Origin of the sequence: Alcaligenes parafaecalis (assembly GCF_026344135.1) — a bacterium.
GTDB classification, from domain to species: Bacteria; Pseudomonadota; Gammaproteobacteria; order Burkholderiales; family Burkholderiaceae_B; genus Alcaligenes; species Alcaligenes parafaecalis.
This window is the reverse complement of the sequence record NZ_JAPKNA010000003.1, coordinates 357,685-371,324: the sequence shown is the minus strand read 5'-3', so window position 1 is coordinate 371,324 and position 13,640 is coordinate 357,685. Positions and strand designations below refer to the sequence as shown.

The 13,640-nt window shown below is 53.6% G+C and carries 9 protein-coding genes; 4 read left to right on the top strand and 5 right to left on the bottom strand.

The genetic code is table 11. From position 1 onward, the window contains the following. Window positions 1-6 precede the first annotated feature (6 nt). The 3 genes from OSH09_RS12215 to OSH09_RS12205 all read left to right on the top strand — a co-directional run bounded on the left by OSH09_RS12215 (window position 7) and on the right by OSH09_RS12205 (window position 4,870). Window positions 7-1,869, top strand: coding sequence for a TRAP transporter large permease (locus tag OSH09_RS12215; protein WP_376912275.1), 1,863 nt, complete (start codon window positions 7-9; stop codon window positions 1,867-1,869). 11 nt (window positions 1,870-1,880) lie between these two features. Then, the gene (locus OSH09_RS12210) at window positions 1,881-2,711 is read left to right on the top strand and encodes an SDR family NAD(P)-dependent oxidoreductase (protein ID WP_266121119.1); all 831 of its coding nucleotides are present in this window, start codon (window positions 1,881-1,883) and stop codon (window positions 2,709-2,711) included. A 437-nt stretch (window positions 2,712-3,148) separates the two neighbouring features. Then, window positions 3,149-4,870, top strand: coding sequence for an AIPR family protein (locus OSH09_RS12205; protein WP_266121118.1), 1,722 nt, complete (start codon window positions 3,149-3,151; stop codon window positions 4,868-4,870). 165 nt (window positions 4,871-5,035) lie between these two features. On the opposite strand, the gene OSH09_RS12200 is transcribed toward OSH09_RS12205, so the two are convergent. Both OSH09_RS12200 and exaC read right to left on the bottom strand, forming a co-directional pair. Then, window positions 5,036-6,184: an iron-containing alcohol dehydrogenase gene (locus tag OSH09_RS12200; RefSeq protein WP_266121117.1), complete on the bottom strand. Its 1,149-nt coding sequence runs from the start codon at window positions 6,182-6,184 to the stop codon at window positions 5,036-5,038. 135 nt (window positions 6,185-6,319) lie between these two features. Further along, window positions 6,320-7,846 (bottom strand): acetaldehyde dehydrogenase ExaC, encoded by a 1,527-nt coding sequence (exaC, locus tag OSH09_RS12195; RefSeq protein WP_026484276.1) that lies wholly within the window; start codon window positions 7,844-7,846, stop codon window positions 6,320-6,322. Between the two features lie 242 nt (window positions 7,847-8,088). On the opposite strand from exaC, the gene OSH09_RS12190 reads away from it, so the two are divergent. Beyond that, window positions 8,089-9,981: a sigma-54-dependent Fis family transcriptional regulator gene (locus OSH09_RS12190; RefSeq protein ID WP_266121116.1), complete on the top strand. Its 1,893-nt coding sequence runs from the start codon at window positions 8,089-8,091 to the stop codon at window positions 9,979-9,981. On the opposite strand, the gene OSH09_RS12185 is transcribed toward OSH09_RS12190, so the two are convergent. The 3 genes from OSH09_RS12185 to OSH09_RS12175 all read right to left on the bottom strand — a co-directional run bounded on the left by OSH09_RS12185 (window position 9,932) and on the right by OSH09_RS12175 (window position 13,635). Next, window positions 9,932-10,411 (bottom strand): DUF1178 family protein, encoded by a 480-nt coding sequence (locus OSH09_RS12185; protein ID WP_266121115.1) that lies wholly within the window; start codon window positions 10,409-10,411, stop codon window positions 9,932-9,934. The two genes, OSH09_RS12190 and OSH09_RS12185, sit on opposite strands and share 50 nt — an antisense overlap. Window positions 10,412-10,498: 87 nt before the next feature. Further along, a complete protein-coding gene (locus OSH09_RS12180; protein WP_266121114.1) occupies window positions 10,499-12,184 on the bottom strand; it encodes an ABC transporter ATP-binding protein in 1,686 nt (561 codons plus the stop codon). After that, complete coding sequence (locus OSH09_RS12175) at window positions 12,181-13,635, bottom strand: ABC transporter permease (RefSeq protein ID WP_266121113.1); 1,455 nt, start codon at window positions 13,633-13,635, stop codon at window positions 12,181-12,183. Before OSH09_RS12175 ends, OSH09_RS12180 begins: the two co-directional genes overlap by 4 nt. Window positions 13,636-13,640: the final 5 nt, after the last annotated feature.

Here is a 13,640-nt window from a genome sequence, read left to right as displayed (position 1 = left end):
AGCACAATGACAAATGACAGTCAGAACCTGCAGATACAGGAACGGCCACCACTGTGGCAGAAATTTGAAACTTGCTTGTTTAAAGCGACGGCCTTTATCAGTGCGATTCTGCTGGCCTTAGTCATTGTTCTTTTGCTCTCGGGCGTGGTGTCGCGCTACGTATTCCACTCCCCACTAACCTGGTCTGACGAGCTGGGCGGCATTCTGTTCCTGTGGCTGACCACCTTTGGGGCTGCCCTGGCGACGTATCGCTTTTCCCATATGCGCATGACCGCCGTGGTCTCGCGCCTGGGTAGCGAATGGGAGCCCTTCTTTACCGCCTTTGCCATCACGGCCACCACGCTGTTCTTCGCCCTGATCCTGTATCCGGCGATTGATTTTGCGATGGAAGAGGCCTTCATCACCACCTCTGCCCTGGAAATTTCCAACGCCTGGCGTGCCTCGGCCTTGCCGGTGGGCTTTGGCCTGGCGCTAATCTTTGGCCTGGGCAAGATGGCTGAAGTCATACGCCAGCCCAAGGCCATTCTGGCGGTATTGAGCGTGCTGGCCTTGACCCTGCTGGTATGGCTGATCAAGCCCTATCTGCAAGGGCTGGGCTATATCAACCTGCTGATTTTCTTTGTGCTAATTGTGGGCGTTAGCGTACTAAGCAGCGTGCCTATCGCCTTCACCTTTGCATTGGCTACATTGGGCTATCTGGCCCTGACCACCCGCGTTCCCGTGATGACCCTGGTTGGTCGCATGGACGAGGGCATGTCGCACCTGATGCTGCTGGCCATCCCCACCTTTATTTTCCTGGGCCTGCTGCTGGAAATGACCGGCATGGCACGCGCCATGGTGCAGTTTCTGGCCAGCCTGCTGGGTCACGTAAAAGGGGGCCTGTCTTATGTGCTGATTGGCGCGATGTATCTGGTGTCCGGCATCTCCGGCTCCAAGGCGGCAGATATGGCCGCCATCGCTCCGGCCCTATTCCCTGAAATGACTAAACGCGGTGCAAAAGAAGGCGAACTGGTCGCCCTGCTTTCAGCAACAGGCGCGCAAACAGAAACCATCCCGCCGTCTATTGTGCTGATCACGATTGGCTCGGTAGCCAGTGTTTCCATCGCGGCCCTGTTCACTGGCGGCATGTTGCCTGCACTGGTGCTGGGTATCGGCTTGTGTGTAGTAGTGGGCTGGCGCAACCGCCACGAGGACCTCTCCAATGTCGTGCGCGTCCCCGCTAAAGAAGCGCTGAAACTGTTCCTGATCGCCCTGCCCGCACTGGCCCTGCCCTTCGTTATCCGCGCCGCCGTCGTCAAAGGCGTGGCCACAGCCACAGAAGTTTCCACCATCGGCATCGTCTACGCCATGATTGCGGGCCTGGTGATCTACCGCCAATTCGACTGGCGCAAGCTCTACCCCATGCTGGTAGATACCGCTGTTCTATCCGGTGCCATCCTGATCATTATCGGAGCCGCTTCCGGTATGGCCTGGGCATTGACGCAATCGGGCTTCTCGCGCGAATTGGCCCAGTTCATGCAGACCCTGCCCGGAGGCCGAACCGGCTTTCTGGTGGTGTCGGTTATCGCGTTCATCATCCTGGGCAGCCTGCTCGAAGGCATCCCCGCCATCGTGCTCTTTGGCCCACTGCTCTTCCCCATAGCCCGAGTCATGGAAGTGCATGACGTGCACTACGCCATGATCGTGATCCTTTCCATGGGCCTGGGCCTGTTCGCACCACCCTTCGGCGTCGGTTACTACACCGCCTGCGCCATCGCCCGCGTCAACCCGGATGAAGGCATACGACCAATCTGGGGCTACATGCTGGCCCTGTTGATTGGCCTGATCTTTGTGGTCGCCTTCCCCTGGATTTCGATTGGTTTTCTGTAAGAGATATGGCTATGACACAGCAACACGACTCCGCCGTTTTCACGCAAAGCTTGCAAGGCAGAACAGTCTTGGTTTTTGGGGCGGGCGCGCCTTTAGAGGATTGGAATAACGGGAAAGCGGCGGCGGTGGCGTATGCCAGGGCTGGAGCACAGGTGGTTTGTTTGGATAAGGATCTGGCAGCGGCTAAACGCAGCGCGGATCATATTCTTGGGAAAGGCGGAGAAGCGCTGGCGTTGGAGGCAGATGTTTGCGATACCGAAACAGTAGAACGAACGGTAGCGTTAGCTATAGAACATTTCGGAAAAATCGACGTCCTGCATAACAACGTAGGCATAGCACCCGCTGGTGGACCATTAGATATAGACGATGCGCTCTTCCAAAAAACCATGGATATTAACGTCGGATCTATTCTGCGAACCACCCGCGCAGTATTACCCCACTTTCTTAAACAAGGCTCGGGGGTGATTACTAATATATCTTCCCTGGCTTCAATCCGTTGGAGTGGCTACTCTTACTTCGCTTATTACGCTTCTAAGGCTGCCCTGAATCAGGCTACTGTTGCTACGGCATTGGAGTTTGCTGATAAAGGAATACGGGCGAATGCCATTTTACCGGGGGTGATTGATACGCCACTGGTTTATCAGCAAATTGCGGCTCAGTACGATTCGATTGAACATATCAAGGAGCAGCGGGCTAATGCGGTGCCAATGAAGAGGACGGGAACACCGTGGGATATAGCGAATGCAGCGGTGTTTTTGGCTTCAGATGCAGCGGGGTTTATTACAGGGGTTTGTCTGCCGGTGGATGGGGGGCATTCTTGTGCTATGCCGGGGATGAGGTGAGTTATTAATCTGATTAATGCGAAAACCTTAAGATCTTCCACGATCCTCTAATAACTGATTTCCCCACTCACACCCCTAAAATGTAAGCTAATTTTATCAGAATTTAATATATATATTCGTTCTCTCTGCCATAGTTCACTTGCCACATCCACTAGAGATTGACAGAAATTAGCCATGAACGATGGCTTTTGACCCAAAGCTGAAGTTCGAAAAATTCAACAGTCGTACGGATTTTAACTACATGACCAAATATAAACCAAAACCCCAATGAGACATAAGGTTGAGAATCTGTCAGACTGCATTTTCAAAAAAACCGCCAACAGGTTTTTCCAATAATGGGACGCGCCGCCTAACAATCTGTTATGCGATAGACACCTTGGTTTTTTATTTTACAGTCTAGCTTTGATTAAATTTAAAAAAAAGGAAATGAAGTGACAATGAATCCTATTGTTAAGGCTCAATTAGGTACATTTATTAAAATGAACCCCAATGAAACCTATAGTGAGTCAGATTTCTTCGAGGTTATGTCAATTTTTTCATTGGAAAATGGCGTTCTCGGAGAAAACATTGATCCCTTTAGAGCTCATTTAAAGGGGGATGAATTTGGCATAGATGGCGTTGCCATTTCCATTCAAGGGACGCTTTGCACTGATGTAGATGAGGCTGAAGACATCCTATCTGTTGGAAAAAATCACACCTCAGAATTCCGTTTTTATCAGTCAAAAACATCGGGAAAATTAGATTATGGTGATATTTCAAAATTTTTGGATGCGGTATATGACTTCTTTACCAGCCAAAAACTTATAATTGGAACACAATTAGAAAACCTAATAGAAGTAAAAGACAAGATATATGAAGTGGCAGCTAAAAACAGCCCCTCACTGAGATGCTTCTATTGCACTACAGGATCCGGGCAAGTTTCTGACGTTATTCAAAAACTTCTTGATGATAACGAAGATCGATTTTCCGAGTTAAATATATTTGAAGAAATCCACATAGAATGCATAGGTGCAAAAATAATTCAGAATGGTTTTAGATCGGCGACCAACTCATCATCTGCAAAAATAAATTTCCCAAAAGCAATAACAATGCCAACTCACGAGAAGGTTGACGAGGCATATATAGGGTATGTTTCTGCATCTGAGATCCTAGAGATATCACTTGGTGACCCTGATCAAGAAGGGGTTCGCCATATAAATAGGTCACTATTCTACGATAACGTTAGGGATTTCAATCCAGATTCTGAAATAAACAAAAGAATTATTGCAGAACTAGAGTCAGGCGATAATGCTTCTTTTGTTTTCAAAAACAATGGGATAACCGTAGTTTCAAAAAGCATAGATCGAAAAAGTGATACCTTTACCATTGAGGATTATCAAATTGTAAATGGATGCCAAACCACAAACATATTGGCTCACATTAGAGAAAAAGCCGAGGGCATCTCAGTTCCATTACGCTTAATCGGCTGTAGTGATATTGACTTTATATCCAGCATCATAGTCGGCACTAATAGACAAAACGAAGTTAAAGAGGATCAGTTTTGGGCGATGCGACCATTTATGAAAGATTTAGAAGAATATTGCGCCTCTCAAGTTAGTGATAGTAGAATATTTATAGAAAGACGCGATAATCAATATCGAGAAATATCAATTGAACGTACGCGCATCTTTAAGCCTTCGGATCTAATGAAGGCTGCTGCAGCAATGTTTTTCCATCAACCGCATCGGGCGGCGCGAGATCACAGGGGGATTCGAAGTGAATTTTCGGATCGAATATTTGCAGAAGGTCATAATGTTGAGCTCTACCATGCGGCTGCTCTAGCTCTATATAAGTTTGACTTCCTGGTACGTACAGCAAAGATAGACAGGTCTCGAGTTATTTATAGGTTCTATGCCTTATATTCTTTATTTCGAATGAATTGGAGAACACCTGATATATTAGATGCAACACCTAAATCACAAAAAAAAGTCCGGGACGCAGTGATCGCTGTTTTGAATGATAATGAAGAGTTTTCGGTGCTAGTCGAAGAGGTTGCTGCCCACCTTGAGAAAATGATATCTGAGGCTGGCATAACTACTCGTGAAAAAATTCGAGACTACTTAAGAGCTGAGAGTGTAGTAGATGAGTTTAGCAGTAGATTTTTCCCAAAAACCTTGTAGTGATTGACTGTATATGAAGTACTGAATTTGTAGTAGCGTATAACTAGGCGCTCTGTCAGGCTACGCTGAATGTCCGCTCTTGGTCAAAATCGGTCATTACTTATCCTACTAGCCTCCTCATCCAACAACCAAAAAGGAAGAGCTTTCAACTCTTCCTCCCTAACGTTACCTCACCCCAAACGCCTCCTCAAAGATCCCCATAATCGTCTTCTTATCCGTCTGAATCGGATTAGTCGCACCGCAGACATCCTTGAGCGCGTTATCTGCCAGAACCGAAAAATCCTCCCGCTTCACACCCAACTCTTCCAGCGACTTCGGAATCCCCACAATATCCGCCAGCTTTTTAATCGCCGCGATAACATCCAGGCCTTTCAGATCGGCATTGTTATCGGATAGCAGCTTGCCGATTTCATTCAAACGTTCCCCCGCCACCTGCATATTGAAAGCTTGCACATGCGGCAGCAGCAGAGCATTACAGACGCCATGCGGCAGGTCGTAGAAACCGCCTAGCTGGTGCGCCATTGCATGCACATAACCCAGCGACGCATTATTGAACGCCATCCCTGCCAGAAACTGCGCATAGGCCATTTGTTCACGAGCTTTCTTGTTATGCGGCTCGCGCACAGCAACAGGCAGGTATTTGGCGACCAGCTCTACCACTTTCACCGCACAGGCGTCGGTGATGGGGGTGGCGATTGTGGACACGTAAGCCTCGACAGCATGGGTCAGTGCATCCATGCCGGTGGCAGCGGTTAAGGATGCGGGCATACCTTCCATCAGGTCGGAATCGTTCACTGACAGGAAGGGTGTGATGTGGCGGTCGATAATTGCCATTTTTACATGACGGGTTTCATCAGTAATGATGGTGAAGCGTGTCATTTCCGACGCGGTGCCTGCGGTGGTGTTGATAGCCAGCAGTGGCAGTTGCGGCTTGGCGGACTTATCTACGCCTTCGTAGTCTGCAATCTTGCCGCCGTTACTGGCGACCAGGGCGACGCCTTTGGCACAGTCATGCGACGAACCGCCGCCCAGGGACACGATCAGGTCTGCGCCATGTGCTTTCAAGGCGTCCAGCCCCGCATTGACGTTACCTACGGTGGGATTGGGCTGCACCTTGTCAAAAATCGCGGTATTGATGCCCTGTGCAGTCAGCTTCTCGGCTACCAATTGGGCCATGCCTAGTTTGGCCAGATCGGCATCGGTAATGATCAAGGCTTTTTTGAAGCCCATTTTCCCGACAATCGGCATGGCCTGGGCCAGTGCGCCGGGGCCAAGAATATTGTGCGAGGGGATAAAGAATTCCGAGACTGTCATGGTGCGTATTCCTTATTGATGATCGAAGAGATTCCTTGCGGCCCTCTGGGATAAACACATCGAAAGCGCGCAAGAAGGGCATCCCCCCATATTGCATGGGGGGAGGTCTGACAACACTACGAATAGATCAAGAGATCAGAAGAAGCCCAGAGCGTTCGGGCTGTAGCTGACCAGCAGGCACTTGGTTTGCTGGTAGTTATTGAGGGCCATCTTGTGGGTTTCGCGGCCGATGCCGGATTGCTTGTAGCCACCGAAAGCGGCGTGAGCGGGATACAGGTGATAGCAGTTGGTCCAGACGCGGCCAGCTTCAACGCCACGGCCTACACGGTAGGCTCGCGAGCCGTCGCGGCTCCAGACGCCAGCACCCAGACCAAACTCGGTATCGTTGGCGATGGCGATGGCTTCTTCTTCGTCCTTGAACGTGGTCACAGCAGCCACCGGTCCGAAGATTTCTTCCTGGAAGGTACGCATGCTGTTTTTACCCAGCAGCATGGTGGGGCTGATGTAGTAGCCATTATCCAGACCCTGGCCCAGACGATTGCGTTCACCACCGGTCAGGGCTTGTGCGCCCTCTTCCCGACCGATATTGATGTAGCCCAGGATGCGCTCCATCTGTTTCTCGGACACCTGCGCACCCACCATCGTCCCGGCGTTGAGCGGATTGCCGGTCTGAATACGTTTGACTCGCTCTACGGCGCGCTCGATAAAGCGTTCGTAGATGGACTCCTGAATCAAAATGCGCGATGGGCATGTGCAAACTTCTCCCTGGTTCAGGGCGAACATGCTCAAGCCTTCCAAGGCTTTGTCCAAGAAAGCATCATCGGCCTGCATAACGTCTTCAAAGAAGATGTTGGGGCTCTTGCCACCCAGCTCGACAGTCGCGGGGATCAGGCGGTCAGCCGCTGCGTGCAGGATTTCTCGGCCGACAGGTGTGGAGCCGGTGAAGGCGATTTTGGCGATACGCTTGGAGTTGGCCAAGGCATGGCCTGCTTCTTTACCGTAGCCGGTGACGACGTTCAGTACGCCAGCAGGCAGCAAGTCACCGATGATTTCCATCAGCAGCAGGATGGAAGCGGGCGTTTGCTCGGCGGGTTTCAGGACGATGGGGCAACCGGCAGCCAGGGCGGGGGCCAGTTTCCAGGCGGCCATCAGCAGTGGGAAGTTCCAGGGGATGATCTGGCCGACGACGCCGATAGGCTCGTGGAAGTGGTAAGCGACCGTGGTGCTGTCCACATCCGAAATGCTGCCTTCTTGTGCGCGCAGGCAACCGGCAAAGTAGCGGAAATGGTCGACCGCCAGGGGCAAGTCAGCCGCACGGGTTTCACGAATGGGTTTACCGTTGTCGATGGTTTCGGCAACTGCCAGGCGTTCCAGATTTTGTTCGATGCGGTCGGCAATGCGCAGCAAGACGGCAGAGCGTTCGGCAGGCGGGGTATTGGCCCACTGGTGTCGCACCTTGTGCGCAGCATCCAGAGCCAGGTCAATATCCGCTGCACCCGAGCGGGCTACCTGGCAAAACACCTGCCCGGTGACGGGCGAGACGTTATCAAAATACTCACCTTCGACCGGCGGCACCCAACGTCCACCAATGTAGTTGTCGTAACGGGACTTGAAGGGGAATTCCAGATCCAGGCCCATGGATTTGAGATCGGACAGATTCATGATGTCTCCTTATTGATTTAGTTCAGTGTCACAAGGCGTGCACCGCAGAGAAAGGTTAGGGGTGCCTTTATCCTGTTTTAACTAAAGCAAATAACGTGCCAAACTAAGTAGCGATTGTCCCGACTCGCTCCTGGGCTTGCCCGCCTCCATAATGGAACGACCTCCAGTCGCAGTCTGCGACAGCTACTGTCGCAAAACGCGAGCACTGTCGCAGAATGCGACACCCCTCCCGGAGCACACTCATGACTTCTCTACCTTCGTTTTGCCCGCAAACCAACGAAACCATGTGGCGTCAGTCCTGGGAGCGCTGTCAGACGATGGAGTCGGAGTTAAGTGCCGCACCCCGCGACATGAGCCAGGGTGCACTGCGACAGTTACTGGAACAGCAGCACCACTTGATGCACCACTCCTCTGCGGCGGTGCAGGATCTGGCGGCGCTGGTACACCCGCATCGCAGTCTGGTTTTACTATGCGACGCACAAGGCACGGTGTTGCAACAGGCGGGCGACCCGCATTTTTTACAGCGGGCTGAGCAGGTAGCCTTACGAGCTGGCGTCAGTTGGGCGGAGAATCATCGCGGTACGAATGCAATTGGTACCGCCCTTGTTTGCGCGCAGCCCATCAAGATTCACGGTAGCCAGCACTATCTGCCAGACAATCGGATTTTGAGCTGCCACGCCGCCCCCATTTATGACCCGTACGGTCAGATTATTGGGGTGCTGGATATTTCCGGGCCGTCGGAACTGGAGCACCACTACGCGCTGGACTTGGCACAGCTATACGCTCGTCAGATCAGCCGTCAGATGCTGGAATCGCTGTGCACACCTACGCGTCGTCTGCTGCATCTGCACACCGACCCCGGCCTGCTCAATAGCGCTTTTAGCGGTCGTCTTGTTCTGGAAGATGACATGATTGTGGCTGCCGATGAGCTGGCAGCCCATTTATTGCGACACGATTGGCAGGAACTACCAGGCCAGGATCTGAATGCAGTATTGGAGCAGGCCAAGAATACGAATAGACCGACAACGCTGCACCTGAGTACGGCAACTAAATCTCAAGGGCCTGCCCGCAGCGTTCAGACTCAAGCGCGAACTCAAACCGAGACTGCGGATACCCCGCAACTCTCGCCTCAACAGGAAAATGTGCTGGAGCCCGCCTTGCGAGCCATGCAAATGGGCTTGTCTATTTTGCTAAGCGGCCCCAGCGGCTCGGGAAAGGAACGTATGGCGCGGGAGCTGCATCGCCGTAACAAGGCCCAGTCCGGCCCTTTTGTGGCCATTAACTGCGCTGCCCTGCCCGAAACATTGATTGAAGCCGAACTATTTGGTTATGAGGCCGGTGCCTTTACCGGGGCCCGTCGTCAGGGCTATGCCGGCAAATTGCGTCAGGCTCATGGTGGTGTGCTATTTCTGGATGAGATTGGCGACATGCCGGTGGGCCTGCAAAGCCGCCTGCTACGAGTTCTGCAGGAGCGCGAGGTTCAAGCGCTGGGCTCGGAGCGTACGCACAGACTGGATTTCCAGCTAATCAGCGCCAGCCATCAACCCTTGGAGACTCTGGTGCGCGATGGGCGTTTCCGCGCCGACCTGTATTTCCGGCTGCAAGATTACATCTGCAAGGTGCCCAGCCTGCGAGAGCGCAGCGATTTGGGCGACTATATTTCCCAAGAGCTGGCAGTGCTGGCTCAGGGTCAGGCCGCTCCTCAATTACACCCGGAGGCTCTGCTCACACTACAGGAGTACGACTGGCCGGGTAACTACCGCCAGCTACGATCAGTGCTGCTGCAAATTATTGTGCAGGACTATCCAGGGAGACTCTGGCTGGCGCAAGACCTGCCTGCCCTGCCATGTTTGGGTGCCGAGCATCCTGCTCCACTACCTGCCCCGGCTCTAGAAGCCAGCAATATCATCGTGAAACAGGCAAGCTTTCCTGCCGCCCCCAAGCCAAAAACTCTAAAAGAACAGGAATATGCGGCCGTACAGCAGGCCCTGGAACAGCATCAAGGGAATATTTCACAAGCGGCGCGTGCCTTGGGGCTGCATCGCAGCACCTTGCATCGGCGGCTAAAAGAAATGACGCAGGCAATTACTGCAGGCGATCATCATCCAGAAAGTCAGGAATCGGCATGGCAATAATGCCGTCGTCGGCCAGTTCCTGATACTCCTGCACCGTGGCCTGACCACGTATGGCACGCGGTTCGATATCGCCTTCGTGCATGCGGCGTGCTTCCTGGGCAAATTGGGTGCCCACATTGTCCGAATTGCGAATGACCGAACGCAGTTCTTGCAATAGCTGGCCTTGAATCGCCCGCATTTGCTCTTCGGTCGGCATGGTTGAAGGCAGGGGCGCTGGCACGGGGGTGCTACTGACCGGTGCACTGATACTTTCTTGCGCACCCACATTGATACGTGGAGCCGACAGCTTGCGTTTGACCTGGTGGCTGTCGCAGACGGGGCAACACAGCAGCCCACGACTTATCTGCTCATCGTAACTTTCGCGTGAGCTAAACCAACCCTCGAACACATGGGCGTGTTCGCATTCCAGATCAAAAACCTTCAGACTCATAATGTGTGTATCAATGGGCGGACAGACAGCCGTATTGTGGCATAGAAGTGCCGGGCGAATTAACGCTACCCCGGCTTGCAGTGGGGCTTAACGAGGAACAGCGGCCAGCAGACGCTGAGTCAACTCTTCCTGGGGATGGAACAAAACCTGCTGCGCACTACCCTGCTCCACAATGCGTCCCTTGGCCATGATAGCAATACGATCGGCCAGATATTCCACCACCCCAAAATTATGAGTAATAAACAAATAAGCCAGACCCAGTTCCATCTGCAGTTCGCGCATCAAATCCAGAATCTGCGCTTGTACGGAAACGTCCAACGCTGAAGTAGGTTCATCACAAATCAGGACAGCAGGTTCTACCGCCAAGGCTCGTGCGATTGCAATGCGCTGACGCTGACCGCCGGAGAACTCGTGTGCATAGCGATCCAGGGAGTTCTTGGGTAGACCAACCTGATCCACTAAAGTTTCAATTCGCTTGCGGCGCGTCTTGGTATCCAGCTCGGGGCGCAGTGCGCTCAGGCCTTCCAGCAGAATGTCCCCCACCATCATGCGCGGGTCCAGCGATCCGTAAGGGTCCTGGAAAATAATCTGCAGTCGCGAACGCAATTGCCGCAGCGCTTTGCCTTTGACTTGCAAGACATTCTGACCCTGCATTTGCACCTGTCCGCTGATCTGCGCCTGATGATCCAGCAAACGCATCAAGGTGCGCGCGACAGTGCTTTTACCGCAGCCAGACTCACCAACCAAAGCCAGGGTTTCGCCCTTGTGCAGTTGCAGGCTCAAATCCTGGACCACAGGGATCACAGGCAAACGTCGCCACCAGGAGCCAGCCTGCTTATAGGCAACGGACAAACTCTGGATATCCAGAACCAATTCTTTGCCGCTATTGCGCGGGGCAACGGCCTCAATCGGTGCGATGGCGCGGGACAAGGGACGTCCACGCTTTTCAAAGGTGGGGATGGCGTCCAGCAACTCGCGGGCGTAGGGATGAGTAGGTCGCAGGAAAAACTGACTTGCCAAGCCCGCTTCCACAATTTGCCCGTGCCGCATCAAAGCCACATAGTCGGCGTACTGTCGCACCAGCAGCAGGTCGTGGGTAATCAGCAAAATAGCCAGGCCCATTTCTTTCTGTATATCGGCCAGCAACTGCAAAATCTGTGCCTGAACCGTTACGTCCAAAGCGGTAGTTGGCTCATCCGCGACCAGCAGATCAGGCTCGGCAGCCAGGGCAATCGCAATCATGATGCGTTGCTTTTGCCCGCCCGAAAACTGAAAGGGAAAGTCGTCGTAACGCTGAGCGGCACCGGGAATACCGACACGCTCCAGCCATTTGATCGCCGTTGCCCGCTCCTGCCCGGCGGGGACAACTTCGTGACGCCGGATCACCTCGCTAATCTGCCGCCCGATGGACATGACCGGGTTCAGACTGGTGGACGGTTCCTGAAAAATCACACTGATGCGCTTGCCGCGTACATCCTGCATTTGCTGCTCGGGTAATGGCGGTAAATCCAGCCCTCCCAAAGCAATGCTGCCGGACTGCATCCAGGCCGCTTCAGGCAGCAGGCGCAAGATTGCCATTGCCGTCATGCTTTTACCGCAGCCAGATTCGCCAACCAAGGCAAAGGTTTCACCTCGCTGGACAGCCAGAGACAAGTTACGCACCACACTCTGGATACCGGCATCGGACTGTACGCGCAGTTCCAGATTCTCGATATGCAAAACAGCAGGCGTGGCTGAAGGCTTCACGGCGGAGACACTGTCAAGCTGGCTCATACCTTGGCTCCTTCTGTACGACGCACTCGCAAAGTCTTGAAACGACGGGTGCGAGGGTCAAAGGCCGTTTGCACCGCGTCAGCAAAGATGTTTGCAGACAGAACCAATCCCAGCATCATGACAAAGGCCCCGGCCAGCCCCCACCAGATGATGGGGTCGCGAGACAGTTCGCTGCGGGCCGCATCAATCATGCGTCCGAAAGATGGCATGCTGGGGTCCACGCCTATGCCCAGATAAGACAGCACGGCCTCGTACAGCACCAGACCGGAGAACTCCAGAATCAGGGTGATCAGCACAATGTGCATCACATTGGGCAGGAGGTGACGGAACATGATGCGCAAATGGCCGACACCAAAGGCCTGAGCGGCCTGCACATAGTCCAGCTCGCGCAGTTTCAGGACCTCGGCACGCAAAAGGCGGCACAGACCAGCCCAGCCAGTCAACCCCAGAATCAGGCACAGCATGAACAGACGCAGGTCGGCACGGGCGGCCACGGTATCAAAGCTATCGGGGTGCGTGTCGATGTAGACCTGCATCATCAGCACACAAGCGGCGATCAGCAAAACACCGGGTATGGACGTCAAGGTGGTGTAGATGTACTGAATGACATCATCCACCCAGCCCCGGAAGTAGCCCGCGGCCAAACCCAGAATAATGGCGGGCGGCAACATGGCAAAGGTGGTCAAGGTGCCGATAACCAGAGCCGTGCGCACGCTTTTCAGGGCCTGCCAGATAATGTCGTTGCCGGTGCGGTCTGTACCCAGTACGTAATAATTCGCGCTCAGGCTCAGGACCAGACACAGCACGATCATCAAGGCGCAAGCGCTGAACCAGACCAGTCTCCAGCTCACCAGACCTTGCCCCTGCCACCAGTAACGCCAGGCGGCTCCCCAGCCTGGCTCCATCGCCTGTTTACGCCCCCAAAGTGTCAGCAAAAGCGCCAGCACAAGACTGGCTGCCAGCCCCCATGCCAGACCCTTGATACTTAAGTGCAGAATGTCCTGTTGATGCTCTGCCGCTGTGTCCATGCCTACCCCGGCATTCACCAAACGCGGGAAGTCCCGCACGGGCTTGCCATCTATCAGCATGCTTTCCTTGGTCAACTGAAAGCGCGCCAAAGGGGCTGAATAGGTTTTTTCAACCTCGGTCAGGCCAGCCATTTTCAACACATCATCCAGTGCCGAACGGGCGACTGGCGCATAGCTGGGCGCACTGGCTTCCTGCCCCGGCGCTGCGGGCAAAATCGGCCGATAGTGAATGGAATCGAGCAGGCCAATCAACAGGAAAAAGATCAGGAATACGGCGGCACACATGGCTGACGGTGTACGCGCCACGCTGGCCCAGGCCGAGCGCAAGGCAGGACGTTTGACGACCCGCCAGGTATAGAGCGCCATCGCCAGAAACAGTGCCAGCACAAAGGTATCGGTCCAGAGAAAGACGAACTGTGGCATGGCGG